This is a genomic window from Streptosporangium brasiliense (assembly GCF_030811595.1).
GTDB lineage: Bacteria > Actinomycetota > Actinomycetes > Streptosporangiales > Streptosporangiaceae > Streptosporangium > Streptosporangium brasiliense.
In genome coordinates, this window is the sequence record NZ_JAUSRB010000002.1 from 1,119,360 (window position 1) to 1,144,232 (window position 24,873).

At 69.5% G+C, this 24,873-nt stretch carries 29 protein-coding genes; 7 read left to right on the forward strand and 22 right to left on the reverse strand.

Annotation, left to right across the window (positions count from 1 at the left end; translation table 11 throughout):
* Positions 1–66: 66 nt before the first annotated feature.
* The 8 genes from nuoF to J2S55_RS13670 form a co-directional block, all read right to left on the reverse strand.
* Entirely contained in the window at positions 67–1,353 is a 1,287-nt protein-coding gene (gene nuoF, locus J2S55_RS13635; RefSeq protein WP_306860422.1) for an NADH-quinone oxidoreductase subunit NuoF, read from the reverse strand.
* Positions 1,350–2,009 carry an NADH-quinone oxidoreductase subunit NuoE gene (gene nuoE / locus J2S55_RS13640; RefSeq protein WP_306860424.1) on the reverse strand — a complete coding sequence of 220 codons (660 nt, stop codon included), beginning with the start codon at positions 2,007–2,009 and terminating at the stop codon, positions 1,350–1,352. The genes nuoF and nuoE overlap by 4 nt, the downstream gene beginning before the upstream one ends.
* Entirely contained in the window at positions 2,006–3,331 is a 1,326-nt protein-coding gene (locus J2S55_RS13645; RefSeq protein ID WP_370879664.1) for an NADH-quinone oxidoreductase subunit D, read from the reverse strand. Before J2S55_RS13645 ends, nuoE begins: the two co-directional genes overlap by 4 nt.
* Positions 3,328–4,005, reverse strand: a complete 678-nt coding sequence (locus J2S55_RS13650; RefSeq protein WP_306860426.1) for an NADH-quinone oxidoreductase subunit C — start codon at positions 4,003–4,005, stop codon at positions 3,328–3,330. Before J2S55_RS13650 ends, J2S55_RS13645 begins: the two co-directional genes overlap by 4 nt.
* A 55-nt stretch (positions 4,006–4,060) precedes the next feature.
* Entirely contained in the window at positions 4,061–4,612 is a 552-nt protein-coding gene (locus J2S55_RS13655) for a NuoB/complex I 20 kDa subunit family protein (protein ID WP_184755084.1), read from the reverse strand.
* Positions 4,613–4,614: 2 nt separating this feature from the next.
* The gene (locus J2S55_RS13660; protein ID WP_012887354.1) at positions 4,615–4,974 is read right to left on the reverse strand and encodes an NADH-quinone oxidoreductase subunit A; all 360 of its coding nucleotides are present in this window, start codon (positions 4,972–4,974) and stop codon (positions 4,615–4,617) included.
* 121 nt (positions 4,975–5,095) lie between these two features.
* The gene (locus J2S55_RS13665) at positions 5,096–6,373 is read right to left on the reverse strand and encodes a geranylgeranyl reductase family protein (protein WP_306860433.1); all 1,278 of its coding nucleotides are present in this window, start codon (positions 6,371–6,373) and stop codon (positions 5,096–5,098) included.
* A 149-nt stretch (positions 6,374–6,522) separates the two neighbouring features.
* Positions 6,523–7,248 (reverse strand): demethylmenaquinone methyltransferase, encoded by a 726-nt coding sequence (locus J2S55_RS13670; RefSeq protein WP_306860435.1) that lies wholly within the window; start codon positions 7,246–7,248, stop codon positions 6,523–6,525.
* A gap of 78 nt (positions 7,249–7,326) precedes the next feature.
* Here J2S55_RS13670 and J2S55_RS13675 point away from each other — a divergent pair, with 78 nt between their 5' ends.
* Complete coding sequence (locus J2S55_RS13675; RefSeq protein WP_306860437.1) at positions 7,327–8,577, forward strand: hypothetical protein; 1,251 nt, start codon at positions 7,327–7,329, stop codon at positions 8,575–8,577.
* Here the strand turns inward: J2S55_RS13675 and J2S55_RS13680 are convergent, their stop codons facing one another.
* The gene (locus tag J2S55_RS13680) at positions 8,578–8,775 is read right to left on the reverse strand and encodes a DUF4229 domain-containing protein (RefSeq protein ID WP_306860439.1); all 198 of its coding nucleotides are present in this window, start codon (positions 8,773–8,775) and stop codon (positions 8,578–8,580) included.
* A gap of 262 nt (positions 8,776–9,037) precedes the next feature.
* On the opposite strand from J2S55_RS13680, the gene J2S55_RS13685 reads away from it, so the two are divergent.
* Complete coding sequence (locus J2S55_RS13685; protein ID WP_012887349.1) at positions 9,038–9,277, forward strand: BldC family transcriptional regulator; 240 nt, start codon at positions 9,038–9,040, stop codon at positions 9,275–9,277.
* Between the two features lie 180 nt (positions 9,278–9,457).
* On the opposite strand, the gene J2S55_RS13690 is transcribed toward J2S55_RS13685, so the two are convergent.
* Both J2S55_RS13690 and J2S55_RS13695 read right to left on the reverse strand, forming a co-directional pair.
* Complete coding sequence (locus tag J2S55_RS13690) at positions 9,458–9,697, reverse strand: hypothetical protein (RefSeq protein WP_306860444.1); 240 nt, start codon at positions 9,695–9,697, stop codon at positions 9,458–9,460.
* Between the two features lie 10 nt (positions 9,698–9,707).
* A complete protein-coding gene (locus J2S55_RS13695) occupies positions 9,708–10,544 on the reverse strand; it encodes a hypothetical protein (RefSeq protein WP_306875319.1) in 837 nt (278 codons plus the stop codon).
* Positions 10,545–10,657: 113 nt separating this feature from the next.
* On the opposite strand from J2S55_RS13695, the gene J2S55_RS13700 reads away from it, so the two are divergent.
* Positions 10,658–10,957: a PLD nuclease N-terminal domain-containing protein gene (locus tag J2S55_RS13700; protein ID WP_370879665.1), complete on the forward strand. Its 300-nt coding sequence runs from the start codon at positions 10,658–10,660 to the stop codon at positions 10,955–10,957.
* 84 nt (positions 10,958–11,041) lie between these two features.
* Here the strand turns inward: J2S55_RS13700 and ccsB are convergent, their stop codons facing one another.
* The 5 genes from ccsB to J2S55_RS13725 all read right to left on the reverse strand — a co-directional run bounded on the left by ccsB (position 11,042) and on the right by J2S55_RS13725 (position 15,735).
* A complete protein-coding gene (ccsB, locus tag J2S55_RS13705; protein ID WP_306860449.1) occupies positions 11,042–12,019 on the reverse strand; it encodes a c-type cytochrome biogenesis protein CcsB in 978 nt (325 codons plus the stop codon).
* Positions 12,009–13,628, reverse strand: a complete 1,620-nt coding sequence (resB, locus tag J2S55_RS13710; protein ID WP_306860451.1) for a cytochrome c biogenesis protein ResB — start codon at positions 13,626–13,628, stop codon at positions 12,009–12,011. The genes ccsB and resB overlap by 11 nt, the downstream gene beginning before the upstream one ends.
* An 83-nt stretch (positions 13,629–13,711) precedes the next feature.
* Complete coding sequence (locus J2S55_RS13715; RefSeq protein WP_306860453.1) at positions 13,712–14,446, reverse strand: cytochrome c biogenesis CcdA family protein; 735 nt, start codon at positions 14,444–14,446, stop codon at positions 13,712–13,714.
* 24 nt (positions 14,447–14,470) lie between these two features.
* On the reverse strand, positions 14,471–15,040 hold the full coding sequence (locus J2S55_RS13720) for a TlpA family protein disulfide reductase (protein WP_306860455.1): 570 nt from the start codon (positions 15,038–15,040) through the stop codon (positions 14,471–14,473).
* 56 nt (positions 15,041–15,096) lie between these two features.
* Positions 15,097–15,735, reverse strand: a complete 639-nt coding sequence (locus tag J2S55_RS13725; RefSeq protein WP_306860457.1) for a histidine phosphatase family protein — start codon at positions 15,733–15,735, stop codon at positions 15,097–15,099.
* Between the two features lie 127 nt (positions 15,736–15,862).
* Here J2S55_RS13725 and J2S55_RS13730 point away from each other — a divergent pair, with 127 nt between their 5' ends.
* Positions 15,863–16,735, forward strand: a complete 873-nt coding sequence (locus J2S55_RS13730; RefSeq protein ID WP_306860459.1) for an EamA family transporter — start codon at positions 15,863–15,865, stop codon at positions 16,733–16,735.
* Between the two features lie 53 nt (positions 16,736–16,788).
* Here J2S55_RS13730 and J2S55_RS13735 read toward each other — a convergent pair whose 3' ends face one another.
* Positions 16,789–17,724 carry a LysR family transcriptional regulator gene (locus J2S55_RS13735; RefSeq protein WP_306860461.1) on the reverse strand — a complete coding sequence of 312 codons (936 nt, stop codon included), beginning with the start codon at positions 17,722–17,724 and terminating at the stop codon, positions 16,789–16,791.
* Between the two features lie 74 nt (positions 17,725–17,798).
* Here J2S55_RS13735 and J2S55_RS13740 point away from each other — a divergent pair, with 74 nt between their 5' ends.
* Together J2S55_RS13740 and J2S55_RS13745 are read left to right on the forward strand one after the other, a co-directional pair.
* Positions 17,799–18,746 carry an EamA family transporter gene (locus tag J2S55_RS13740; RefSeq protein WP_306860463.1) on the forward strand — a complete coding sequence of 316 codons (948 nt, stop codon included), beginning with the start codon at positions 17,799–17,801 and terminating at the stop codon, positions 18,744–18,746.
* Positions 18,747–18,995: 249 nt separating this feature from the next.
* On the forward strand, positions 18,996–19,442 hold the full coding sequence (locus J2S55_RS13745) for a GNAT family N-acetyltransferase (protein WP_306860465.1): 447 nt from the start codon (positions 18,996–18,998) through the stop codon (positions 19,440–19,442).
* A 31-nt stretch (positions 19,443–19,473) separates the two neighbouring features.
* On the opposite strand, the gene J2S55_RS13750 is transcribed toward J2S55_RS13745, so the two are convergent.
* On the reverse strand, positions 19,474–19,917 hold the full coding sequence (locus tag J2S55_RS13750; protein ID WP_306860467.1) for a DNA-binding protein: 444 nt from the start codon (positions 19,915–19,917) through the stop codon (positions 19,474–19,476).
* Between the two features lie 191 nt (positions 19,918–20,108).
* Between J2S55_RS13750 and J2S55_RS13755 the strand changes: the two genes are divergently transcribed.
* A complete protein-coding gene (locus J2S55_RS13755; RefSeq protein ID WP_503167701.1) occupies positions 20,109–20,714 on the forward strand; it encodes a Uma2 family endonuclease in 606 nt (201 codons plus the stop codon).
* Here J2S55_RS13755 and hemL read toward each other — a convergent pair.
* The 4 genes from hemL to J2S55_RS13775 form a co-directional block, all read right to left on the reverse strand.
* The gene (gene hemL, locus J2S55_RS13760; RefSeq protein ID WP_306860471.1) at positions 20,711–22,006 is read right to left on the reverse strand and encodes a glutamate-1-semialdehyde 2,1-aminomutase; all 1,296 of its coding nucleotides are present in this window, start codon (positions 22,004–22,006) and stop codon (positions 20,711–20,713) included. The two genes, J2S55_RS13755 and hemL, sit on opposite strands and share 4 nt — an antisense overlap.
* A gap of 165 nt (positions 22,007–22,171) precedes the next feature.
* Positions 22,172–22,786, reverse strand: a complete 615-nt coding sequence (locus J2S55_RS13765) for a hypothetical protein (RefSeq protein ID WP_306860473.1) — start codon at positions 22,784–22,786, stop codon at positions 22,172–22,174.
* On the reverse strand, positions 22,779–24,032 hold the full coding sequence (locus J2S55_RS13770) for a DUF7224 domain-containing protein (protein WP_306860475.1): 1,254 nt from the start codon (positions 24,030–24,032) through the stop codon (positions 22,779–22,781). Before J2S55_RS13770 ends, J2S55_RS13765 begins: the two co-directional genes overlap by 8 nt.
* Before the next feature lie 61 nt (positions 24,033–24,093).
* Positions 24,094–24,849, reverse strand: a complete 756-nt coding sequence (locus tag J2S55_RS13775) for an ATP-binding cassette domain-containing protein (protein ID WP_306860477.1) — start codon at positions 24,847–24,849, stop codon at positions 24,094–24,096.
* Between the last annotated feature and the right edge of the window lie 24 nt (positions 24,850–24,873).

The following is a 24,873-nucleotide window of genomic DNA, read 5'->3' on the forward strand; positions in this document are numbered from 1 at the left end:
GCGCCTCCTCCGTCGGCCCCATGACCGAAACGGTGCTGTGCTTGCTGGTTGCCGCGATCCGCCCGCTCACTTGACACCCCAGACCGTGGACGGAGCGTGATCGAACGGGCAGCCGCCGATCTCGAAGTGCTTGAGGTATTCGTCGCGGAAGTACTTCACCGACGAGTGGATGGGGCTGGTCGCACCGTCGCCCAGGGCGCAGAAGGAGCGGCCCAGGATGTTGTCGGCGATGTCGGTGATCGTGGTCAGGTCCTCTTCGGTGCCCTGACCCTTCTCCAGCCGCTTGAGCACCTGCTTGAGCCAGTAGGTGCCCTCCCGGCAGGGAGTGCACTTGCCGCAGGACTCGTGCGCGTAGAACTCGGTCCAGCGCAGCACGGCGCGGACCACGCAGGTGGTCTCGTCGAAGATCTGCAGGGCCCGGGTGCCGAGCATGGACCCCTTGGCGCCGACCGACTCGAAGTCGAGCGGGACGTCCAGGTGCTCGTCGGTGAAGATCGGGGTGCTCGACCCGCCGGGGGTCCAGAACTTGATCCGGTGCCCCTCGCGGATGCCGCCCGCCATGTCGAGCAGCTCGCGCAGCGTGATGCCGAGCGGGGCCTCGTACTGGCCGGGACGGGTGACGTGGCCGCTCAGCGAGAAGATTCCGAAGCCCTTGGACTTCTCGGTGCCCATCCCCGCGAACCATTCGGCCCCGTTGGAGATGATCGAGGGAACACTGGCCACCGACTCCACGTTGTTCACGACAGTAGGCGAGGCGTAGAGGCCCGCCACGGCCGGGAAGGGGGGCTTGAGCCGAGGTTGGCCGCGATAGCCCTCCAGCGAGTCGAGCAGCGCCGTCTCCTCGCCACAGATGTAGGCGCCGGCTCCGCTGTGGACCACGAGCTCCAGGTCGAAACCGGAGCCGAAGAGGTCCTTGCCGAGCAGGCCCTTGTCGTAGGCCTCGGCCACGGCCGCCTGCAGGCGGCGGATGACGTGCAGCACCTCGCCGCGCACGTAGATGAAGGCGTGGTTGGCGCGGATCGCGTAGGAGGTGATGATGACGCCCTCGACCAGCGAGTGCGGGTTGGCCATCATCAGCGGGATGTCCTTGCAGGTGCCCGGCTCGGACTCGTCGGCGTTGACCACCAGATAGTGCGGCTTGCCGTCGCCCTGGGGGATGAAGCCCCACTTCATGCCGGTGGGGAAGCCCGCACCGCCGCGGCCGCGCAGACCGGAGTCCTTGACGGCCTGGATGACGGCGTCGGGGTCCATGCTCAGCGCCTTCCTGGCCGCCGAGTAGTCGCCGTAGCCCTCCAGGGTGAAGGAGTTGGGCTGGTCCCAGTTCGCGGTGAGGACCGGGGTGAGAGTCGTCATGGTGCCTCGGGGGCCTTCCATCCGTTGGCCTTGGCGATCTTGAGTCCCTCAAGGGAGGGGCCGCTCGCCGAGGGGCCGTCGCCGGCCAGGCCGTCGGGCAGGCCCGACAGCACGCGCGAGGCCTCCTTGAAGGTGCACAGCTTCTTGGGGCCGCGGGTCGGCGAGACCTCCTTGCCGTCCTTCAGGTCGTCGACGAGCTGCTTGGCCGAGTCGGGGGTCTGGTTGTCGAAGAACTCCCAGTTGACCATCATCACCGGGGCGAAGTCGCAGGCGGCGTTGCACTCCAGCCGCTCCAGCGAGACCTTGCCGTCCGGGGTCGCCTCGTCGTGGCCGACGCCGACGTGCTCGGACAGCTCGTCCCAGATCTGGTCGCCGCCCATGACCGCGCACAGCGTGTTGATGCACACGCCGACGTGATAGTCGCCCATCGGCTTGCGCTTGTACATCGTGTAGAAGGTGGACACGCCCACGACCTCGGCCTTGCTCAGGCCGAGCATCTCCGCGCAGAACTCCTGACCGGCGTCGGAGACGTAGCCGTCCTCCGACTGCACCAGGTGCAGCAGGGGCAGCAGGGCCGACCTGGTCTTGGGGTAACGGCCGATGATCTCCTTGGCGTCCCGTTCCAGACGCTCGCGGACTTCCGGCGTATACGTCACCGGTCCACACCTCCCATGACGGGGTCGATCGAGGCCACTGCCGAGATGACGTCGGCGACCATGCCGCCCTCGCACGTGGCCGGCATGGCCTGCAGGTTCGTGAAGGACGGGTCGCGGAAGTGCACGCGGTAGGGCCGGGTGCCTCCGTCGCTGACCACGTGGGCGCCGAGCTCGCCGCGGGGCGACTCCACCGAGGCGTACGCCTGCCCCGCCGGGACCCGGAAGCCCTCGGTCACCAGCTTGAAGTGGTGGATCAGCGCCTCCATCGAGCCGCTCATGATGTGCGCGATGTGGTCGGGCGAGTTGCCGAGACCGTCGGGGCCGAGCGCGAGCTGCGCGGGCCAGCCGATCTTCTTGTCGTCGACCATCACGCGGCCGCCCTTGAGCGGGCCGGACAGCCGGTCCAGAGCCTGCTCGATGATCTTGAGCGACTCCTCCATCTCGGCCACCCGGACCAGGTAACGGCCGTAGACGTCGGCGGTCTTCTCGGTCGGGACGTCGAACTCGTAGGTCTCGTAGCCGCAGTAGGGCTGCGACTTGCGCAGGTCCCACGGCAGGCCCGCGGCCCGCAGCATCGGGCCGGTGACGCCCAGCGCCATGCAGCCGGTGAGGTCGAGGTAGGCGACGTCCTTGGTGCGGGCCAGGTAGACCGGGTTCGCGTCGAGCATCTTGCGCATGTCCTTGATGCGCCCCGGCATGACCTTCAGCAGCTCGCCGACCTTGTCCACGGCGCCGGCCGGGAGGTCGACGGAGACGCCGCCGGGCCGGACGTAGGCCATGTTCATCCGCAGGCCGGTGATGTATTCCATCACGTCGAGCACCATCTCGCGCTCGCGGGAGCCGAAGAGGAACGGCGTGGTCGCGCCCAGCTCCATGCCGAAGGTGCCGATGGCGACCATGTGCGAGGAGATGCGGGTGAGCTCCATCATCATCACGCGGATGGCCTGGGCCCGCTCGGGGATCCGGTCGGTGATGCCGAGCAGCTTCTCGACGCCCAGGCAGTAGGCGGTCTCGTTGAAGATCGGCGCGAGGTAGTCCATCCGGGTGACGAACGTGGTCCCCTGGGTCCACGTCCGGAACTCGATGTTCTTCTCGATGCCGGTGTGCAGGTAGCCGATGACCGTGCGGGCCTCGGTGACCGTCTCGCCGTCCAGGTTCAGGACCAGGCGGAGCACGCCGTGCGTGGACGGGTGCTGCGGGCCCATGTTGATGACGAGCTGCTCGTCCTGCTGGCCGGTGAGGGTCTCGACCAGCTCCGTCCAGTCGTTGCCGGAGACGGTGTAGACCTTGCCCTCGGTGGCCTCCTCGTAGGGGGCGCTCACTTGTAGGACCTCCTCTGGTCCGGCGCGGGAACCTGGGCGCCGCGGTATTCGACCGGGATGCCGCCCAGCGGGTAGTCCTTGCGCTGGGGATGACCGTCCCAGTCGTCGGGCATCATGATGCGGGTCAGCGCCGGGTGGCCGTCGAAGACGATCCCGAAGAAGTCCCAGGTCTCCCGCTCGTGCCAGTCGTGGGTCGGGTAGACCGAGACCGTGGAGGGGATGTGCGGGTCGGCGTCGGGGCAGGACACCTCGAGGCGCAGGCGGCGGTTGTGCGTGATCGAGCACAGGTGGATCACCGCGCGCAGCTCCTCCCCCTCCATGTGGGGGTAGTGCACGCCGGAGACGCCGAGCGAGAGCTCGAAGCGGAGGGCGGGGTCGTCGCGCAGGAGCCTGGCGACCTCCAGCAGGCGCTCGCGCTTGACGTGGAAGGTCAGCTCGTCGCGGTCGACGACCACGCGCTCGATCGCGTCGCCGAGGTCGCCGCCCAGCGCGCGCTCCAGCTCGTCGGCGACGGTGTCGAAGTAGCCGCCGTAGGGGCGGGGAGTGGACAGCTGGGGCTTGCGCCGTACGACCAGGCCGCCGTAGCCGGAGGTGTCACCGGAGCCCGAGGCGCCGAACATGCCCAGATGGGCGATCGGCTCCTCCGGGATCTCGGGGAGATTGTCCGTGCTCATCGGTCGCTCACCAACTCCTCATTCACCGCGCGCACCGCGCCGGGTCCGCTCCGGCTCATTTGGCGGTCCCCTGGTCGATCAGCGGCAGCGTCCGCAGCGCCTGCAGTTCGAGCTCGTCGATCTGCTTGGCGCGGTGCGCGCCGAACTTCATGTTCTGGATCTTGTCGTGCAGCTTCACGATCGCGTCGATGAGCATCTCGGGCCGCGGCGGGCAGCCGGGCAGGTAGATGTCGACGGGGACGACGTGGTCCACGCCCTGCACGATGGCGTAGTTGTTGAACATGCCGCCGCTGGAGGCGCACACGCCCATGGCGATGACCCACTTGGGCTCGGCCATCTGGTCGTAGATCTGGCGGAGCACCGGGGCCATCTTCTGCGACAGCCGGCCGGCCACGATCATCAGGTCGGCCTGCCGCGGAGACGCCGAAGCGCGCTCCATGCCGAAGCGCGCCAGGTCGTGCTTGGGACCGCCGGTGGACATCAGCTCGATGGCGCAGCAGGCGAGACCGAAGGTCGCCGGCCACACGGAGTTCTTGCGCGCCCAGCCGGCCACCTGCTCGACCGTGCTGAGCATGAACCCGCTCGGAAGTTTCTCTTCAAGACCCATATCTAGTCCCAGTCCAGACCCTTGCGGCGCCACACATACGCGTAGGCCACGAGCACGGTGACGATGAACAGCACCATCTCGACCAACCCGAACATCCCGAGCTGGTCGAACGCGACCGCCCACGGGTAGAGGAAGATGATCTCGATGTCGAACACGATGAAGAGCATCGCGGTGATCATGTACTTCAGCGGGAAGCGACCACCTCCGACCGGCTGGGGCGTCGGCTCGATGCCGCATTCGTAGGCGTCGAGTTTCGCGCGGTTCCAGCGCCTGGGACCGGTGAAGGGCGCGATCGTCACCGAGAAGACCGCGAATCCCGCCGCGAGAACGGCGAGCACCAGGATGGGTGCATACAGCTCCATCGCTACGCCTCCTCTCCCATCTCCACGCGCGCCGGCGCGCAGCTCATCACGTTGTTTTGTTTTGCAAGTTTATGCAGGGGGATCATCGCTCTGGTTCCACGTGGGGAGGCGGCTGGTGTGGTCATGCCGACGGCGCGGCCTTCGACAGAGCGTTGATGATGCGGTCTGACGCGTCGCCTCGCCGGTCGGTGAGATTAGCAAGGAGCTTGAGCGCGAACCGCATCAGGTGGGGGTGGGGCAGCGCGTGACGGGTGAAGAAGTCCATCACGCCGCGGCGCCCGATGAGCTCCACGAAGCCCCTGCCCAGGGTGAAGTAACCGCCGTAGGCGTCCTTCAACATCTGGGGATAGGCGCGCAGCACGCGCTCCCGCTGGGCGGGGGTCGTCCGGGCCAGCGCCTGGACGATGGTCTCGGCCGCGATCTGGCCGGTCTCCATCGCGTAGGCGATGCCCTCCCCGTTGAACGGGTTGATCATCCCGCCCGCGTCGCCGACCAGCACCAGGCCCCGCGTGTAGTGCGGCTGGCGGTTGAAGGCCATCGGCAGCGCCGCCCCCCTGATGGGGGTGGTCATGTTCTCCTCGGTGTAGCCCCACTCCGGAGGCATGTTCTTGACCCAGCGCCTGAGCAGGTCGCGGTAGTCCATGCCCTTGAAGGACTCGGAGGTGTTGAGCAGGCCGAGGCCCACGTTGGAGGTGCCGTCGCCGACGCCGAAGATCCAGCCGTAGCCGGGCAGCAGGGTGTCGCCGTCCCACAGCTCCAGCCAGGTCTCCAGGTAGTCGTCGTCGTGGCGCGGACTCTCGAAATAGGTCCGTACGGCGACGCCCATCGGGCGGTCCTCGCGCTTGTGCAGCCCCATCGCCAGGGAGATCCGGGTGGAGTTGCCGTCGGCGGCCACCACCAGGCGCGACCTGTAGGAGACCTCCTCGCCGTCCTTCTTGGCGACCACGCCCACGATGTGGCCGCTGCGGTCGTCGAGGATCGGGGCGGTGACGTTGACCCCCTGCAGCAGGCGGACGCCGCCGCGCACCGCGTTGGCGGCGAGGATCTCGTCGAAGTCCTGCCGGGTGCGGACCAGCCCGAAGTCGGGGTAGCTGGACAGCTCCGGCCAGTCGAGCTCGAAGCGCAGCCCGCCGCCGACCACGCGCAGGCCCTTGTTCCTGACCCAGCCGGGAGCGTCGATGTCGATCCCCATGGCGATGAGCTGCTTGACCGCTCGGGGCGTCAGCCCGTCGCCGCAGACCTTCTCGCGGGGGAATGTGGTCTTCTCGAGCAACAGGACGTCGAGTCCGGCCTGTGCGAGATGGAATGCGGTTGTCGAACCGGCGGGCCCGGCGCCGACGACGATTACGTCGGCGTCAGCCTCAGCGACATTCCGCTGTGTGGCGGCTGGCACGGTCACGGGACCTGTCCTGTCCTACAAGCTTTGACGGCCTCGGGGTGAGGGGCCTTTCGTTCCTTTGTGAAGGTCTTCACAAACTTGTCGGCCCGAAGTCTAACCCCTTTACGAGGCGGAGTGTCAGTCGGGTGCGGCTATCGCCGACGAATCTTCTAAGCGGGCTTATACGCACGATGAAGCGCCACGATGCCCATGGTGAGGTTACGCCAGGCGACCCGCTCCCAGCCCGCAGCCTGGATGATCTTCGCCAGTGCCGCCTGGTCCGGCCACTCCCTGATCGACTCCGCCAGATACTCGTATGAATCGTCGTTGGAGCCGACCAACTTGGCGGCCTGCGGCATCAGCTTCATGAGGTATTGGCAGTAGACGAGGTCGAAAGACTTGTTCGTCGGGTGGGAGAACTCAAGGATCACCAGCCGGGCCCCCGGCTTGGCCACCCGGAGCATCTCGCGCAGCGCCTGGCCGGTGTCGTGGACGTTGCGCAGCGCGGTCGAGATCGTCACCGCGTCGAAAGTGTCGTCGGCGAAGGGCAGCCGCAGCGCGTCACCGGCGACGAAGGTGACGCCGCGCACCCCGCCGCCGGAGAGGCCGGAGCCGCCCCGCCGCCGCACGCCGGTGCGCAGCATGCCGAGCGAGAAGTCCGAGGCGATCGCGCGGGCGCCCAGCGCGGTGAACGCGTCGGTGGAGGTGCCGGTGCCCGCGCCCAGGTCGAGGACGAGCTCGCCGGGGCCCGCGTCGACGGCCGCCGCGGCCGCCTTGCGCCACAGCCGCACCTGCCCGAGGGAGATCACGTCATTGACCAGGTCGTAGCGCCGGGCCGTGCGATCGAACATCGCGGCGACCTCATGCGGTTGTTTGTCCAGCGAAGCGCGCGTCATAGGGACAAGCCTAGGCCCGACCGGACAATCCACGGAAAGTAGCTACTCGATTACCGAGAGTCTGCTAGAAATTGCCGAATGTTTGCCAGAACCGCTTCCGTGCTGACCGCGGCCCTGATGCTGCTCCCCGCAGGGGTCGCCGCAGCCGGCACCACCAAGCACAGCAAGGTCGTCTCGGCCGATCCGGTGGACACCACCCCGCACGTGCTCGACGGCATCGTCAACGCCATCGCCCTGGTGGGGGGCACGGTCGTGGTCGGCGGCTGGTTCAGCCAGGTCCGCGACGCCGGTGACGCGACGGTCCTGGAACGCGACAACATCTTCGCCTACGACCTGGCCACCGGGCGGATCCTGCCCGATTTCGCGCCCTACCTCGACCGGCCGGTCAACGCCCTCGCCGCGGGCACCGGCGGCACCGTCTACGCCGGCGGCGAGTTCACGGTGACCGGCGAGGCGAGGACCCGGGGCCTGGCTCTCCTGCGGCTGTCCGACGGCTCGCCGGTGCCCGGCTTCGGCGCCCAGGTCTACGGGGGCACGGTCACCAGCCTGGCCCGGAGCGGCTCCCACCTCTACGTGGGGGGCGACTTCACCGGCGTGGGCCGCGTCTTCCGCACGGCCGTCGCCCGGCTGGAGGCCGCCACCGGCGCCGTGGACCCCGGCTTCGCCGTCCGGCCCGGCGCGCCCCTGGGCGGCCGGACCAGGGTGCAGGCGATGTCCCTCAGCCGGGACCGCCTGGCCGTCGACGGCAACTTCACCACCCTCGACGGGCTGTCACGGCCCCAGCTCGGCCTGATCGACGTCGGCGCGCTGCCCGCGAAGGTCGCCGACTGGCGGACCGACGCCTACGCCGCCAAGTGCCTGGAGGTCTTCCCCAGTTACGTGCGGGGCCTGGACTTCGCCCCCGACGGCAGCTACTTCGCGGTCGTCACGACCGGCGGCCCGGCCGGGCGGGGCAAGCCGTGCGACACCGCCGCGCGGTTCGAGACCTACGCGCGGGGCGAGGTGCGGCCGACCTGGGTCAACCACACCGGCGGCGACTCGCTCTACTCGGTGGCGGTCACCGGGGCGGCCGTCTACGTGGGCGGCCACCAGCGCTGGCTGGACAATCCGCTCGGCCGCGACTCGGCCGGCCCGGGGGCGGTGGAGCGGCCGGGCGTCGGGGCGATCCACCCGCGGACCGGCAAGGCCCTGGAGTGGAATCCGACAAGGGAGCGCGGAATCGGCGTCAAGGCATTCCTCGCCCACCGGGGTGGGCTACTCGTTGGTAGCGACACAACGCGGCTTGGTCGCGAGTACCATGCCCGAGTCGGCATGTTCCCGCTGCCGTGATCACTCCCGATTCTTGGCGATTCGCTCGCTCACCGCGTCGCGCTGCTTTGACAGCAGAACGTAACTGGCCACACCACTGACCAGGAATGCGGCGACCAGGAGGATCAATGGCTGGCGCAGGCCGAGGAGATAGAGCACACCGAGGGTCACGGCCAGCAGACCCAGCCGGGACGCGGTGTAAACGAAGACAGGATGCACAGCGTCGAGGTTACGTCACTCTGCCCGCATGAGCGCTGACATGAAGACGGCGCGGACACCCTTCGCACCGAGCACGAGCGCTGCTAGTGTGCCCATCAGATCAGTTTCGTAAAGAAACAACCACGAGAGTCCCAAAGAGGCTCTATCATATAACAATCGGGCAGTCAGTCGATAACAACCCGTGATCTTTGTTGAAAAGCACGGATAAATCAGGCTTCGCTCGGCACACTGGTTACCTGTCCGCCCGCTGGCAGGAAGCGGGATGCGAGGGGGAGAGATTGTGGAGAGTAGCAGCGAGCGTCTGCTGACGCCTGGAGAGGTTGCCGCCCTCTTCCGGGTCGACCCAAAGACGGTTACACGCTGGGCCGCGGCAGGCCGCATCAGCAGCATCCGTACCCCCGGAGGGCACCGGCGTTTCCGCGAGTCGGAAGTGCACGCCCTTCTGCGCGGAGAGGACGTACTGACGGCCGAACGGCCGGCAGGCGAGTCCCCGCGCGTCTGACGACTTATGACGTCACACCATCGGTGATCCTGCGCGCCTTACCCGGAAGCCGCAGGGTCACCGTGGAGTCGTAACCGTCCGGACCGTCACACCGTGCAGACCATCGCGCCGTACAGACCGTCACGTCCGGCGTCGCGGCCGGTGACCTCCCCCGTGACCGACCCGCAGCGCCCTCAGGCGCTAACTTTCCTGCTCGGCCTTGAAGGCCAGGAACTCCCGCTCCAGCTCGTCGTTCTCCTCAAGCCAGCGCAGCCGCCGCCGCGCCGACTCCTCCTCGGTGAGCGCCTCGGGCAGCCAGCGGTCGTAGTCCGGATCCCCCGGTGAGAGCTCCACGTACGCGTTGCCGATCAGACGCCCGTCATCGCTGGACAGGCTCTGCGGCACCCGCAGCGTGCCGTCAGCGAGCCGGATGACGTACATCCCAGATCACCTAGATTCCGTAACGCCGGTTGAAGAACAACATGACATTGAGCGCCATCCGCGTGTCCCCGCCGAGCATGTCCACCAGCGCGGGGCGCTGCCGGGAGGCGATGGCGGCGAAGGCGTCGGCGAAGAACTCCTTGCGCCCCAGGTCCCCCGGCTGCAGGTGGAAGCCGGAGGCCAGTGCCGGGACGCACTGGGCGTAGAGGGCGGCGAACTCCGGGGAGTCGGAGACCCACTCCCCGTGGGGCGCGTCCACGTCGTCCAGGGCGTGCCCGACCTCGTGCATCATCACGTCGGGGGTGGGCGAGGGGCGGTCGCCCACCACGATCTTGCGATCGCCGTACGCCCCCGCGCAGATGTCCCAGGTGGCCCGGCCCGAGGGCAGCGGCGCGCCCCGCAGGTAGCCCATGTCGTCCAGGTCGGGGACCCCGCCCTCGCCGACGTAGATGCCCGTGAGTCCGTCGGCCAGCTTGGCCTTCAGCCCGTCCGGCAGCCGGGCGAGGCTCTCCACCGCCCGCACGGTCTCCGGGGACGGCGGCCCCTGCCAGGAGTCCCACTGGCGGTGCAGGATGCGTTCGAGGCTGCCGCAGTGCCGCAGGCCGTCGCCCAGGTCGGGGACGTCCGGGGCGTTGGGCTGGGCCCTGGGGCGCTCGTCCTCCAGCTCGAAATCCCGCCAGGTGTATTGCGGGCGGTCCACCACCGGCGCCGTCACGGTGCCCACCCGGCGCTCGGGCCCCGGCGGGACCTCACGCGGCGTCTCCTTGAGAGCACCGTCGGTGCGCTGGGACGGGCCCCGCTGCCACCAGCGCCGTCGGTGACGCCCCTTGTCCGCCGAATTCGCCATCACGCCCCCAGGGGAAGTGGCATCGGCCCCCACCGTACGACGTGGACCCGTCGACAGTCACCCGGAACAGGTGCCTTGCCGCACCCCGGCTCCGGATGGCTTACAGTTCGGGCATGCCCCTGCTTGTCGGTCTGGCGCTGCTCGCCTTCTGGCTCTACTGCTTGTTCGACGCCATCACCACGCCGGACGAGGAGGCCAGAAACCTGCCCAAACTCCTGTGGGTGATCATCATCGCGCTGCTGCCGCCCGTGGGCGGCCTGTTCTGGTTGCTGCTCGGCCGTCCCCTCGGTCCCCACGCGCCCCGCACGCCCCTGCCCAAGGACAGGCCGGCCCCGCCCGCGGCCCCGAAGGGCCCCGACGACGACCCCGACTTCCTCAAGGACCTCGACCGGCGGCTGCGCGACGAGGAGTAGGCCGGACCCGCCGGGGCGGGGCGGCCGGCCCGTGGGAGAGGGATCGGCCGCCGGGTCACCCGGCCGCGGCGCGCGGCGCCGCGATCAGCCCGGGACCTCCGCGTAGGAGTGCAGGCCGCCGAGGAAGATGTTCACCCCGACCAGGTTGAACAGCAGGCAGGCGAAGGCGATGAGCTGCACGATCATGGCGGCCCTGCCCTTGAAGCCGGCGGTCGCCCGGGCGTGCAGGTAGGCGGCGTAGGCGATCCAGGTGATGAAGGCCCAGACCTCCTTGGGGTCCCAGCCCCAGTAGCGGCCCCAGGCCTTGTCGGCCCAGAGGGCGCCGGCGATGACGGCGAAGGTCCAGATCGGGAAGGCGATCACGATGGCCCGGTGCGCGACCCGGTCGAGGTCCGCCAGCGACGGCAGGCGGACCGCGGTGTCCTTCCTGACCAGATAGAGGATGCCGGAGACCCCGGCCATGATGAACAGCCCGCTGGCGATGATCGCCGCCGACACGTGGATCGCCACCCAGTAGGAGTTGAGCGCGGGCACCACCGGACCGGCCTGCACCTGCAGATACCGTACGGCGAAGCCCAGCCCGAGGGCGGCGGCGACCGTGACGAACGCGCCGAGGAAACGGACCCGGTAGCGGAGGTTCATGAGCAGGAACGCGCTCACCGCCGCGAAGCACATCGCGACCACGAACTCGTACATGTTGCCCCACGGCCACCGGTCCACGGCCAGGCCGCGGGTGAGGATGGAGCCGAGGTTCGTCGCCCAGCCGAGCCATGACAGCCCGACCGCGACCGGGCCGGCCCACACCGTCCAGGCGGCGGGCGCCTTCTCGGCGGGGCCCTGGTCCTCCTCGGCACCGGACGGGGCGGCGGCGGCCGTGCTTCCACCGACCGTGACGAGCGCGGGTTCGGCCTCCGCCCTGGCCCTGGCCTTGGCCTCGGCCCTGGGCCGGCCGAAGCCGAGGTCGAGGGCGTAACCGATCATTGCGAAGACGTAGAGCAGCACCGTCGCCAAGATGAGCTGATCGCTCAACAGGGCGAGGCCGGCGTCGACCTCAGCGGACATCCTTAACTCCTGGGTTCAGAACAGAGACGATCTCGGCGAACTCCTCGCTGAAATCGCTGCCTTCGGTGCGCGTGAGACCGCCCACCTCGATGTGTCCACGGTCATGGTCGCGGCCTCGCGCCGCCTGCCCCCCGGTCCTCTCCGGCCCGCCCGCCGCCTGTCCGGCCGGCGTGGGCGCGCCCTTCAACCGTACCCACACCCGGCGGCGGCGGACGGTCAGGGACAGCACCAGGCCGACGACGGCGAGGGCGGAGGCCACGAACGCGGGCATCCGGCCCGGGTCGTAGGCGATCTGGAGGGCGATCCACTCCTTGACGCCGGTGAACTCGATGGAGCCCATGCCGCCGGGCAGGTCGAGCTTCTTGCCCACGGCCAGCGGGTCGGCCTTCATGACCAGCGGCTTCATCTTCTTCAGGCTCGTCGGGTCGAGCTCGTAGACCGACTGCGGCCGGCCGTCCTTCATGCCCAGGTCGCCGGCGAACGCGCCGTAGACCTGGGCCGTGGGGTTGGCGGCCCCGGGGAAGACCGACACCCAGTCGCCGTTCATCGGCACGGTGGTCGGCCGGAAGGCCACCAGGAGACCGAGCTGTTCCGGCTGGGCGTCCGGCACCTTGATCACGCACTCGGAGGTGAAGTTGGCCGGCTGGGCGACCAGGCACGGGACCGGGCCGTCGAAGGCGACCTGCCCCTTGCCGTCAGTGATCTTGAAGGTGGGCGCGTAGCCGTGGTCGATCAGATAGGTCTGCGTGCCGTTGACCTCCAGCGGCTCGTTGACCTTCAGGACGTAGTCGCGCTCGGGCGCTCCGGGGGCGTCGGTGACCTTGAGCGCGGCCGCGAAGTCCAGGGGCTGCCCGCGCCGCTCGCCCGTGGCGATGTAGCTGGCCTGGAAGTCGTCGACGGTGAAGGAGAACGGCTCCAGCGACTCGGCGTTCACCTGCTGGCCGGGCATGTAGCGGTCGTAGGCCGCGACCGTGTTGGCGAACCCGTCCCCCTCCACGACCAGCACGTTGCCGCGGTAGCCGTACAGCGCGCCCACCCCCACGGCGACCAGCAGGCCGAGCAGCGCGACGTGGAAGAGGAGGTTGCCGGTCTCGCGCAGGTAGCCCTTCTCGGCCGAGACCCAGCCGGGGCCCGTGGTCACCCGGAACCGCCTGGCCCGCAGCCGCGCGGCCGCCTCCTCCACGATCAGGTCGCCGTCGAAGGAGGCGTACTGGGGCAGCCGGCCCAGGTTGCGCGGCGGCGTGGGCGGCTTCTTGCGCAGCTCACGCAGGTGGGCCGTGGTGCGCGGGAGCACGCAGCCGATCAGCGACAGGAACAGCAGCAGGTAGATCGCCGCGAACCACGGCGCCCTGAACACGTCGAACAGCCAGAACCGGTCCAGCCACTCGGCGAGCGTCGGGCTGTCGGTGAAGTATTGGGAGACCTTGGCGTCGGAGACGCCGCGCTGCGGCCAGATCGACCCGGGGATCGAGGCCAGGGCGAACAGGAACAGCAGGATCAGCGCGGTCTTCATCGAGGTGAGCGTGCGCCAGAACCAGCGCGCCCACCCCACGGGGCCGAGCCCCACCGGCCGTACGTCGGGTCTGTCCTCGGTCAGAGTCGTGTTCACGCTCGCACTCGCTCGGCTGCTCGTTGGCTCGGGACTGGTTGCGCTCGCCGCCCGCTGCGCCGCGGTCCGCTCGACTTCCTCCATCAGATCACCGGCTCGAATCCGCCGATCCACCCCTGCATCGTCACGATGAGCTGGCCCCAGAGCCCGGTGACGAGCAGCAGGCCGACCGCGACCAGCATGACCCCGCCCACCCGGGTGATCAGCTGCGAGTGGCGGCGGACCGCCTTGAAGGTGTGCAGGGCCTTGCGGTAGGCCAGCCCGGCCGCCAGGAACGGCAGGCCGAGACCGAGGGCGTAGGCGAAGGCCAGCAGCGCGCCGCGGCCGGCGCTGCCCTCGGTGAGGCCGAGGGTGAGCACGACCCCGAGGGTGGGCCCGATGCAGGGCGTCCAGCCGAGGCCGAACACCACGCCGAGCAGCGGCGCCCCGGCGAGGCCGGCGGCCGGGAGCCGGTGGATGCGGAAGTCGCGCTGCAGGCCCGGGACGACCCCCATGAAGGCCAGGCCCAGCACGACGGTGAGCGCGCCCAGCACCCGCGTGATGATGTCGGCGTTGCCGAGCAGCACCGCGCCGAGCCCGCCGAAGAGCGCCCCGCCCGCCACGAACACCACGGCGAAGCCGAGGATGAACAGCGCGATCCCCGCGACCATGCGTCCCCGCTTGGGGTCGGCGCTCATCCCGGTCACGTAGGACAGGTAGCCGGGCACCAGCGGCAGCACGCAGGGCGACAGGAAGGAGACCAGGCCGGCCGCCACCGCGATCGGCAGCGCGAGGGCGAGCGATCCGCTCGCCACCGTGTTCACCAGATCAGCGCTCATCGGGGGTCCACCGCCGCTCCGCGGTCACTTCTCATCGCCGATCTTGGTGACGGCGCTGAGCAGGTCGTTGTATTTGACCGCGCCGAGCGCCCGGGCGGCGATCCGGCCCTGGCGGTCGATGATCAGCGTCGAGGGGATCGCCGCCGGGGGGACCGTGCCCTGGAAGGAGAGCGCGACCTTGCCGGGCTGGTCGAAGATGCTGGGGTAGCCGGACTGCTGGCTGCGCTCGAAGGCGAGCGCGTCGGCCTTGCGGTCCTTGAAGTCGATGCCGAGGAACTCCACGCCGGTGGCCTTGGTCTTGGCGGCGATGTCCTTGAGCACCGGGGCCTCGGCCCGGCAGGGCGCGCACCAGGAGGCCCAGAAATTCAGCACCACGACCTTGCCCTTGTGCGTGGCCAGGTTCACCGAGCCCCCGTCGAGGGTCTCCCCCTCGACGGCGGGGGCGGCCTTGCGGTCGGCGGCCTCGAACAGGGTGATCTTGCCGTCACCGGCCACGAAACGGGTGTCCCCGGTCTGCGGCTGCGTTCCCTGGTTACCGGCGCATCCGGCCACGGTCAGCAGCAGCACGGCAGCGGCGAAGGATTGTGCGCGCATCAGAGGAAGGGTCTCCCTGTACTACAACCGGTAGAGCAGTCACTCTACCGGCGAGGTCACGCGCCCGGCACAGTGGGGCGCTTGGCGAGCGCGCCCGCGGGTTCGCTGTAGCCGACGCTGATCAGCCGGTCTCCCTCGAAGGAGAAACTGGTGAGGCTGGCCAGGCCGCACTGCCGGCGGCGGGGGTCGTGCGGCAGCCGCCTGCGCTCGGCCGCGAGCCGGATCATCCAGATCGGGAGCTGGTGGCTGACCATGATCGCCTCGTGGCCGCGCGCCGCCTCGCGGGCGGTGTCGATCGCGCCCTTCATCCGCCGGACCACGTCGGTGTAGCGCTCCCCCCAGGAGGGGCGGAGCGGGTTCCACAGGTAGCGGTAGTGACGCGGGCTGCGGAAGACGCCGTCGCCGTTGCCGACCGAGATGCCCTCGAAGATGTTCTCGGCCTCGATGAGCCGGTCGTCGGTCGCGACCTCCAGCTGGAAGGCCGCGGCGAGCGGGGCCGCGGTCTCCTGCGCCCGCTCCAGCGGAGAGGAGAACAGGGCGACGACGTCGCGCCCGGCGACCGACTTGGCGACCGTCTCGGCCATCTGCCTGCCGGTCTCCGACAGGTGGTAGCCGGGCAGCCTGCCGTACAGGACGTTAGCGGGGTTGTGCACCTCACCGTGGCGCAGGAGGTGAACGACGGTGGTCTCAGCCATGGTGTCGCAAGCCTACCGACTGGTAGTGGTGGATAGCGCGTATGGAGGGGCGGTTCTGACCGTGCCATGAGGGGGCGGTTAGTGTCATAGACGATCGGATCCGGGGCCCGTGCTCGAAAGGACGCCTTTGAGCCTGTTCGCGCTGGTCCTCGTCCTGTCCTCGGCCGTGGCCCACGCGAGCTGGAACCTGCTGAGCAAGCAGGCGGCCGGGGCCGACTCGATCGTCTTCATCTGGCTGGTGGCCGCCGCCTCCACGGTGCTCTGGAGCCCGGTCGCGCTCGGCTATCTGGCCTTCACCGGCGACCGCCTCTCCTGGGCGGGCGCCGGGGTGATCGCCGTGAGCACCGCGCTGCACCTGGGCTACTTCCTGCTGCTCCAGCGCGGTTACCGCCACGGCGACCTGTCGGTGGTCTACCCGATCGCACGCGGCACCGGACCGCTGCTGGCCAGCCTCGTCGCCGTGCTGCTGCTGGGCGAGCAGCCGGGCCCGAGCGGAATCGCGGGGATCCTGCTGATCGGCGTGGGCGTCCTGCTGCTCGGCACGGTCCGCAGGCCCAGCCGCGAGGATCTGGCCGGGATCGGGTTCGGGCTGGTCACCGGGGTGTTCATCGCGGCCTACACCGTCTGGGACAAGCAGGTCGTCAGCGCCTTCGCGGTCGCGCCGATCCTGCTCAACTACGGCGGCGAGCTCGGCCGGGCCCTCGTCCTGGCCCCATCGGCGCTGGCCGCCCGCCGCCGGGGCCTGATCCCGCCGGTCTGGCGCGAGCACCGGACGCGCGTGCTGGGCGCGGCCGTGCTGGTGCCGCTCTCCTACCTGCTGGTGCTGGTCGCGTTCACGTTCTCACCGGTCAGCGTGGTCGCCCCGGTGCGGGAGATCGGGGTGCTCGTCGCGGTGGTGCTCGGTGGCAGGCTGCTGGCCGAGGGCGACCTGCCCCGCCGGCTGCTCGCCGCCGCCGTCATCGTCGGCGGCGTGGTGACGATCGCCCTCAGCCAGCGGTGACCGTCGCCCCCAACCGGTGGTGACATCGCCCTAGCCGGCGGTGACGGTCGCCCTCAGCCGGCGGCCCGCCCGTCGGCCGGCTCGACCGGCTGGTGAGGCAGGGAGGCGATCCTGAGCGCCTCGACCGCGGCCCGGATCGCCGGGCGCCGGGCCGCGTCGCTCCGCCAGAGCGTGTAGATCTTGCGGACCGGGCGCGGCAGGATCGGGACGACCCGCACCCCGGCGGGGACGGAGTCGCGGCCCAGCCGGGGGATGATGGCGCACCCCTGCTCGGCCGCGACCAGGGCGAGCTGGGTCGGATATTCGTCCGCCATGCAGGCGATGTCCGGCTCCAGGCCGGCCGAGCGCAGCGTGTGGACCAGCCAGTCGTGGCAGACCGTGCCGGGCGAGGAGCTGATCCACCGCTCCCCCGACAGCTCGGCCAGCTCGATCTCGGAGCGGCCGGCCAGCGGATGGGCCTCGGGCAACATCACGTCGGCGATGTCGTCGAAGAGCGTCGCGCGCGACAGTCCCTCGGGGACGGCCATCGGCCGGTTCGTCCAGTCCTGGACGACCGCGAGGTCGAGCTCGCCCCTGGCCACCTCGCGGATCTGCCGCTCGGGCTCCCGTTCGATGAGCTGGAGCCGGAGGTCGGGATGGCGCTCCCGCAGGTGGACCAGGGCCGCGGGCACCAGCCCCCGGGCCGCCGTGGGGAAGGCCCCGATGCTCAGCCGCCCCACGACCTCCCCGCGCAGCGCCTCGAAGTCGGCCTCGGCGGTCTCCACCAGCGCGAGGATGCGCTCGGCGTGGTCGGCCAGGAGCCCGGCCGCGTCGGTCAGCCGCACCCCGCGGCCATTGCGCTCCAGCAGCGTCGCGCCGGTCTCCCGCTCCAGTTTGGCGAGCTGCTGCGACACCGCGGACGGGGTCACCATGAGCGCGTCGGCCGCCGCCCCGACCGATCCGTAGACGGACACGGCGTGCAGGGCCTTGAGACGGTTGAGATCCAACATGTAAGCGATTCTAAACGACCGAGGTAAGAAAGTCTCGCTTGTGCTGAATTATCGTTATAAATAAGGATGAGTGGATGCGAACCAGGCATCTCTTCCTGGCCATCGGCCTCGCCGCCGTGTGGGGCTTCAACTTCGTGGTCATGGAGGCGGGGCTCCGGCACTTCCCACCGCTGCTGTACGTGGCGCTGCGCTTCACCCTGGCCGCCTTCCCCGCGCTGCTGTTCGTCGGCGGCCCGCGGGTGCCCTGGCGGTGGGTCCTCATCGCCGGGGCCACACTCGGCGTCACGCAGTACGGCCTGCTCCTGCTGGGCATGCGGGCGGGTATGCCCGCCGGCCTCACCTCGCTCGTCGTCCAGGTGCAGGCGGTCTTCACCGTGGTCCTCGCCGTGGCCCTGCTCAAGGAGCGGATCACCGCCCGCCGCGTCACCGGCATGTGCGTCGCGTTCGCGGGACTGGCCCTGATCGCCCTGGACCTGGGCGGTGGCGGCCCGGTCGGCGCGTTCGTCCTGGTCGTCGGCGCCGCGCTGGGCTGGGGCGCGGGCAACATCGCGGTCAGGAAGGCGTCCCCTCCGGACTCGCTCCGCTTCATGGTCTGGCTGAGCGCGGTGGCGGCCGTCCCCATGCTAGGGCTGTCCCTGCTGGTGGAGGGGGTCCCTCGGCTGGAGTTCTCGATGGAGGGCACCCTGTCGGTGCTCTACGTGGCGCTGATCTCCACCCTCGGCGGCTTCGGCGTCTGGGGCTACCTGCTCAGGCGCTACGACGCCTCCGTGGTCGCCCCCTACAGCCTGCTCGTCCCCGTCTTCGGCATGTCCTCGGCGTTCCTGGTCACCGGCGAGTCGATCTCCCCGGCGGAGCTCGCCGCCGCGGCCCTCATCATCCCCGGCGTCCTGTACGCCGGCAGCCGCCCGCGCGGCACGTCCCGCGCCGCCCCCTCCCACTCCGGAACGGCCGCGCGTCCCCACGATCACGGCGGGCCGCAGGCCCCGCCGGACCGCCCCAGGACGGACGCGGCGGCCCGCTGACCGCACGCGCCCCGGCCGGACACGCCCGTCCGGCATCGGGACCCGTACGGTCCCGGCCCGGACCGCGCCAGGGGCCGGCCCGAAGTGGTCACCTGCTTTCCCCGGAAAGTGGCCGTATGGCGGCAGGCCACCTGTCCCTAGGCTGTGGCGCCTGAACGCGTCACAGCCGGCCGGCAGGACGCTCCCGCCACGCCGGGGAGCGAGCCGGCCTCGCGGACCTCCGGGCCGCGCGATCCAGGGGGAGACCACATGATCGACGTCCGCAGGCTCCTGCCCTCCGACAGGGCCGTCTGGGAAGACCTGTTCCGCGCCTACATCGACTTCTACCAGCGGGCCGAGCCGGCGGAGATGTACGACCGGGCGTGGCGGGAGTTCCAGGCGGACACGCGCCTGCACGCCCTCGGGGCGACGCTGGACGGCGAGCTCGTCGGCATCACGCATTTCCTCGTCCACGCCAGCACCTCGGCCCCCGACACCGACGTCTGCTACCTGCAGGACCTGTTCACCGATCCGGCCGTGCGCGGCAGGGGTGTGGCCCGCGCGCTGATCGCGGCCGTGACCGACCGGGCCCGGATCCGCGGCTGCAGCCGCGTCTACTGGAACACCCACGAGTCGAACAGCACGGCACGGCGCCTGTACGACAAGGTCGCCGAGAACCGCGGCTTCATCAGATACCAGATCGAGCTGCCGCGCTGAGGCCCGCCCCGCCGGCCGCGGAGCGGGGGCGCTACCGGTCCGTCTCGGCGGCCACCCGGCCGGCCAGCCGTTCGTAGCGCTGCCTGGCGGCCTGGGAGGTGCCCAGGCCGAGGCCGAAGGCGATCTCCTGCCAGGTGAGGCCACGGCCCCGCGCCATCAGCAGGAGCCCGGCCTCCAGCTGGTCCATCTCCGCGCGCGCCAGCGGGATGAGGGTCAGGGCGGCGGTGATGTCGGCGCCGTCCACCTCCGGCTCGGTCTCCTCCCGCACCGCGCTGCCCCCCGCGAGGAAGGACACGAGCCTGATGGCCTCGTGCGGGCCGAGAACGTCGGGATGGACCTGCCGGGAACGCTGCGCCTCGGTGGCCGCGTGCCGCTCGGCGATGCGCATCAGCGAGGCGTACACCCGGTGCGCCCGCGCCTGAGCGGGGTCGGGCGGGGTGAAGGGGTCGGACGTCTGATCGGATTCGGCGTTCATACGCCCAGCATGATTGCCCAATATTATGTTGTCAACAATTTGAAGCAAACATAGTGTTCAAATGCAGATCGCGACTCGCCCCCTTGAGAAGAGGCACACCCCTGCCGTCGGCGGCGGAAGCAGGAGAGAATGAACTGAGGGCAACGGAGATGATCTGAATGAACACACCCGGTGACGGAGACGATGTTACGGTGACCGACGTGAGTAGCGCTCTTGACTACTGGCCGTCCCCACCCCCGTGGGGATGGACCGCCGACGACCTCGATCGCCTCCCGGCAGAGGGGCCGAACGGCGAGCCCGACTTCTTCAAGCACGTCGAACTGATCGATGGAGCTCTCGTCTTCATGTCCCCCCAGAAGCGCTTCCACCAGCGCATGATCCGCCGGCTCACCGAGGCGCTCGACATCCAGACGCCGGAGCGACTGTCAGCGGTTGATCAGATGGACGTCAAGCTCGGCCACCGGATGCGGCCCTGTCCTGACGTCGTCATCGTCGACACGGCGGCGGCCGACGACGACGACCGGACCTTCTACACCCCTGACGAGGTCCACCTCGTCATCGAGGTGGTCTCCCCCGAGTCCGAGGACCGGGACCGCAAGACCAAGCCGTTCCGCTACGCCGAGGCCGGGATCGCGCACTTCTGGCGGGTCGAGAACAACGACGGCAGCCCCGTCGTCTACGTCTACGAGCTCGACCCCGCCACCGGCGCCTACGGCCTGACCGGCATCCACCACGGACGGCTGACCGTCCCGGTCCCCTTCCCCCTCGACATCGACCTGGACAAGCTGCCCCGCTAGGAGGCCTGGGCGGCGGCCTTGGCGGCGAGCGGGAGTGCCTCGGCGATGCGGGACAGTGCCTCGTCGTCGTGGGCGGCCGACAGGAACCACGCCTCGTAGGCCGACGGGGGCAGGTAGACGCCCTGGTCGAGCATGGCGTGGAAGAACGCCCGGTAGGCGGCGGTGTTCTGCCTCTGGGCTCCGGCGAAGTCGGTGACCTGCTCGTCGGTGAAGAAGACGGAGAACAGGCTGCCGGCGCGCTGCAGGCGGTGCGGCACTCCGGCGGCGGCCAGGGCGTCGGCGGCGGCGCGGCCGATGACCAGGGCGGCGGCGTCGACCCGGTCGTAGACCTCGTCGTCGCAGGCGCGCAGGGTGGCCAGGCCCGCGGCGCAGGCCAGCGGGTTACCGGACAGGGTGCCGGCCTGGTAGACCGGGCCCTCGGGGGCGAGGTTGGCCATCACGTCGGCGCGTCCGCCGAACGCGGCGGCGGGCAGGCCGCCGCCCATGACCTTGCCGAAGGTCATCAGGTCGGCGTCCACCGGGTCCAGTCCGTACCATCCGGCCTCCGAGACCCGGAAACCGGTGAGCACCTCGTCGATGATCAGCAGGGCGCCGTGCGCGGTGCAGAGCTCGCGGAGCTTGGCGTTGAACCCGTCGAGCGGCGGGACGACGCCCATGTTGGCCGGGCACGCCTCGGTGATCACGCACGCGATCTCGGCGCCGAAGGTCTGGAACGCCTCCGTCACCGCCTCGATCGAGTTGTAGGGCAGCACCACGGTGTCGGCCGCCGAGGCGCCGGTCACGCCGGGGGTGTCGGGCAGGCCGAAGGTGACCAGGCCGGACCCGGCGGAGGCGAGCAGGGCGTCGACGTGGCCGTGGTAGCAGCCGGCGAACTTGACGACCTTGGACCGGCCGGTGAAGCCGCGGGCCAGCCGTACGGCGGACATGGTGGCCTCGGTGCCGGAGCTGACCAGGCGGACCTTCTCCACCGGCTCCACCCGGGCGACGATCTCCTCGGCCAGTTCGACCTCGCCGGGCGTCGCCGTGCCGAACGAGGTGCCCGCCGCGAGGGCCTCCTGCAGCGCCTCGACCACGGCCGGGTGGCGGTGCCCGAGGATCATCGGCCCCCAGGAGCAGACCAGGTCCACGTAACGGTTGCCGTCGACGTCGGTGATGTAGGGGCCCTGGCCGGAGGCCATGAAGCGGGGTGTGCCGCCGACGGCTCCGAAGGCGCGGACCGGGGAGTTGACACCTCCCGGAACGATCTCACGGGCGCGGGCGAACAGTTCCTCGGAGTTCTCAGTACGGCTCACGCCCTCCAGGGTAGCCACGGAAGAAGGAGATTCCGCCAAGGCCCCGCCCCGTCGACACGAGAGGATTCGCGGTCAAGATCCACCCTCCAGGCGGGGCCCGTACAAACAAACAGGGGCTTCACCTACCGCGATATCACCCTCATGACCGAACGACGACCCTTCGGCTCAGCGCGGCACTCTCCAACGCCGCTCCAGGAACAGAACCGTGAAGCCGAGCAAAAGGACGGATCCCGACACCACCCAGGAGTGGGGGACGTTCACCTCCAATTTGGGAATCGCCCATGGTGAGACCTCCCCATCGACAACGCCGAAGACATAGACCGGCACGGCTATGGCCAAGGGAAGCACCCAAGCGAGCCGTCTACCGAACCCCCATCCCGACAGACAAGCGATGCCGAGCCACCACAGCAAGTTCCGCAAGGCCGCAGGCACGGTTTCCGCTGTTCCAGTCAGCCACAGACCGGCAATCAACCCGATCGCGGAAATAACGGCCAGAGTTCCCAACTGCCCCACGTCGATACGGCGCACCTGACGAGCGGCCCCCGCCTCGAATCCGGCCATCGTGCTGTGCAAACTTACGACGACGACACAGGCGAAGGGAATAGGCATCAACACCGCGACTGGCACAGGCGTGAGGAGATGACCGAACGCCTGGGGGAAGGTCATGTCCAGCCGCCCCCAGAGTCCTGCTGCGACAGAGAGCGCAAGCAAGGCACCGAGCGCCGGCCGGAGCCTACGGGTCTCCACGAAGGACCGCAGGGCGCTGAAATCATCAGCCATCGCAGCCTGCCCACGTCCGCTTGACCTGGTTCTTGACCCATGCGAGCTGTTCAGCTCTGGGCTTGGCGAGAACAGTGTCCACTTCCCTGGCCACCTCAGGCGGGAGGATGAAGGAATCGTCATCGCTGACCCGGTTTGCCCCCTTCGCCACTGCGGCGTGCCAGACCCAGACTCTCCCCCCGATGTCATATCTCGCCGCCATCGCGGCGTCACTGGCGTCCGGACATTTCCCCGGGGGGAGGAAGCCCGAGAGGGCCATGCTGGCGCTGATCGCCTCCACCTCCGGCAACGCGGTGAAGTACGGGTATCCGCCACCATCCGGCTTCAGTCCGCCGTCGTAGTACGCCTTCGGAAGGGGGATGGCGTCTCCTGCGGCGTCCGAGATTCGCCGGGCAGCCTCCGAGGCGGCACCGAGGTAGGCATGGTTCTCCGGCCAGAGGCAGACAGTCGGCACCCCAGCCCCAGGTTTTGCGCACAACGGCTTCACCGGAGGGGTACGGGCGACCTGCAAAGGACCGGAAAGGACAACCCATCCCAATAACCCAACCACACTTGCCAGCAGCACCAAGGGCCGTGTCCGTGACGACTCCGTCCGAGACTTCATGGAAGGCGTCAACACCGCCAGAGCAACGATGCCGAGGGCGAAAAAACAGCGCGCCACAAGCACACCGGTGCTCAGCTCCAGGCGGGCCGGACCGGTGACCACCGAAAAGTCAAACGGAGCGTTCGTCGGGGTCAGGAACTGAATCACGAGCACGGTCACCGCCGTGAGGGGTGGGGTAATCCGTGACGGCCAGAGGCGCCCCGCCACATGACCGCTCGCCACGCATACGGTGAGCGTCGTGAACACCAGCAACAGATAAGAGGTCCAGAGAAACCCTGCTCCAGCTGGACCGGCTGCCACCACGGCTGCCACCACGGCGAAAACCGCGATACCCGACCAAGCGTAGATCAGGGTCGCTGACAGATGAGCACCTTCGACCTGCCAAGAGCGGCGGGCGACCACGGTCAACTGGTCTCGCATCGCCTGCCGCACATCGCGCTGCGCTGACCACGCGGCCATTCCGGCCAGGACAGCCGCGGCGAAATACGTCGCGGCGTTGGCCGCCATCACACTGGCCTCCGGCCAGACCAGGTACCACCCTTGGCCCCATACCGTCATCAACCCGCCCCCCAGGGCGAGGAGGAGAAGAAATGCCCATTTAGCTGATGAACGGCGCAACTCCACCCAGATCATCCAGCGCATGTGCCCTCCTCGGTCGCCAGGCGCCATATCGGAAGGCCGCAGTGCCCATTGACCGTGCCACTCACGTCGTCACCGCCGGCGCCCGAAGCGCAGTGGTGTAGCCGCGCTCCAACGGAGTGTCTCCTCGGCCATCCGGCGCCGCGCAGTCGGCGAGTTGCCGAGGCGTTCCGGAGAAGACCACGGTGCCATCGCGAACGACGTGCAGGGTGCTGCACGCCGCAGCCACGTCCTCCACCAGGTGGGTACTGAGAACGACCGCCGCCTCCGAAGAGATTTCACGGATAAGGTCGCGGAACTCCAGTCGCTGTTCGGGATCCAGCCCTACCGTTGGCTCATCCAGCAGAACGAGCTTCACGTCACCGACGATGGCCTGGGCGATGCCTACCCTGCGGAGCATGCCTCCGGAGAGTTCCTTCATCTTCCGGGATCGCATGTCCGCAAGGCCCACCTGATCAAGCGCTCGTAGCGCGGCCTTGCCTGCCGTACGATCCGGCACCATTCTCAACCAAGCGCAGTAGCGCACGAATTCGTACACCGAGAATCCCGGGTGGTAGCCGAAATCCTGTGGTAGATAGCCGATTGCCCGCCGCGCTTCCCGCACGTCCGCATCGCCACGCAACTCTCGGCCGAAGACCCGGATCGTTCCCTCGCCGGGGGGCGTCACTGTAGCCAGGGTGCGCAGCAAAGTTGTCTTTCCCGCACCGTTCGGCCCCAGGAGTCCCACCGCGCCTCGGGTGGCTTTCATGGAAAGACCTGAGATCACCCGACGGGAACCATATCCCTGCACCAGGCCCTCTACCTCGAATACGAACTCCACCGACAACCTCTCCGACTGCTTCAC

Bases quoted from the DNA above. Each gene is read 5' to 3' on its own strand.
- J2S55_RS13695 (WP_306875319.1), bottom strand. From the start codon at position 10,544: ATGGCGAATTCGGCGGACAAGGGGCGTCACCGACGGCGCTGGTGGCAG.
- J2S55_RS13735 (WP_306860461.1), bottom strand. From the start codon at position 17,724: ATGTTGGATCTCAACCGTCTCAAGGCCCTGCACGCCGTGTCCGTCTAC.
- J2S55_RS13675 (WP_306860437.1), top strand. From the start codon at position 7,327: ATGTTTGCCAGAACCGCTTCCGTGCTGACCGCGGCCCTGATGCTGCTC.
- J2S55_RS13770 (WP_306860475.1), bottom strand. From the start codon at position 24,032: ATGCGCTGGATGATCTGGGTGGAGTTGCGCCGTTCATCAGCTAAATGG.
- nuoF (WP_306860422.1), bottom strand. From the start codon at position 1,353: ATGACGACTCTCACCCCGGTCCTCACCGCGAACTGGGACCAGCCCAAC.
- J2S55_RS13725 (WP_306860457.1), bottom strand. From the start codon at position 15,735: ATGGCTGAGACCACCGTCGTTCACCTCCTGCGCCACGGTGAGGTGCAC.
- J2S55_RS13685 (WP_012887349.1), top strand. From the start codon at position 9,038: ATGCGAGGGGGAGAGATTGTGGAGAGTAGCAGCGAGCGTCTGCTGACG.
- J2S55_RS13715 (WP_306860453.1), bottom strand. From the start codon at position 14,446: ATGAGCGCTGATCTGGTGAACACGGTGGCGAGCGGATCGCTCGCCCTC.
- J2S55_RS13655 (WP_184755084.1), bottom strand. From the start codon at position 4,612: ATGGGTCTTGAAGAGAAACTTCCGAGCGGGTTCATGCTCAGCACGGTC.
- ccsB (WP_306860449.1), bottom strand. From the start codon at position 12,019: ATGTCCGCTGAGGTCGACGCCGGCCTCGCCCTGTTGAGCGATCAGCTC.
- J2S55_RS13750 (WP_306860467.1), bottom strand. From the start codon at position 19,917: ATGAACGCCGAATCCGATCAGACGTCCGACCCCTTCACCCCGCCCGAC.
- J2S55_RS13690 (WP_306860444.1), bottom strand. From the start codon at position 9,697: ATGTACGTCATCCGGCTCGCTGACGGCACGCTGCGGGTGCCGCAGAGC.
- J2S55_RS13700 (WP_370879665.1), top strand. From the start codon at position 10,658: ATGCCCCTGCTTGTCGGTCTGGCGCTGCTCGCCTTCTGGCTCTACTGC.
- J2S55_RS13765 (WP_306860473.1), bottom strand. From the start codon at position 22,786: ATGGCTGATGATTTCAGCGCCCTGCGGTCCTTCGTGGAGACCCGTAGG.
- J2S55_RS13745 (WP_306860465.1), top strand. From the start codon at position 18,996: ATGATCGACGTCCGCAGGCTCCTGCCCTCCGACAGGGCCGTCTGGGAA.
- J2S55_RS13660 (WP_012887354.1), bottom strand. From the start codon at position 4,974: ATGGAGCTGTATGCACCCATCCTGGTGCTCGCCGTTCTCGCGGCGGGA.
- J2S55_RS13720 (WP_306860455.1), bottom strand. From the start codon at position 15,040: ATGCGCGCACAATCCTTCGCCGCTGCCGTGCTGCTGCTGACCGTGGCC.
- J2S55_RS13650 (WP_306860426.1), bottom strand. From the start codon at position 4,005: ATGAGCACGGACAATCTCCCCGAGATCCCGGAGGAGCCGATCGCCCAT.
- J2S55_RS13670 (WP_306860435.1), bottom strand. From the start codon at position 7,248: ATGACGCGCGCTTCGCTGGACAAACAACCGCATGAGGTCGCCGCGATG.
- J2S55_RS13740 (WP_306860463.1), top strand. From the start codon at position 17,799: ATGCGAACCAGGCATCTCTTCCTGGCCATCGGCCTCGCCGCCGTGTGG.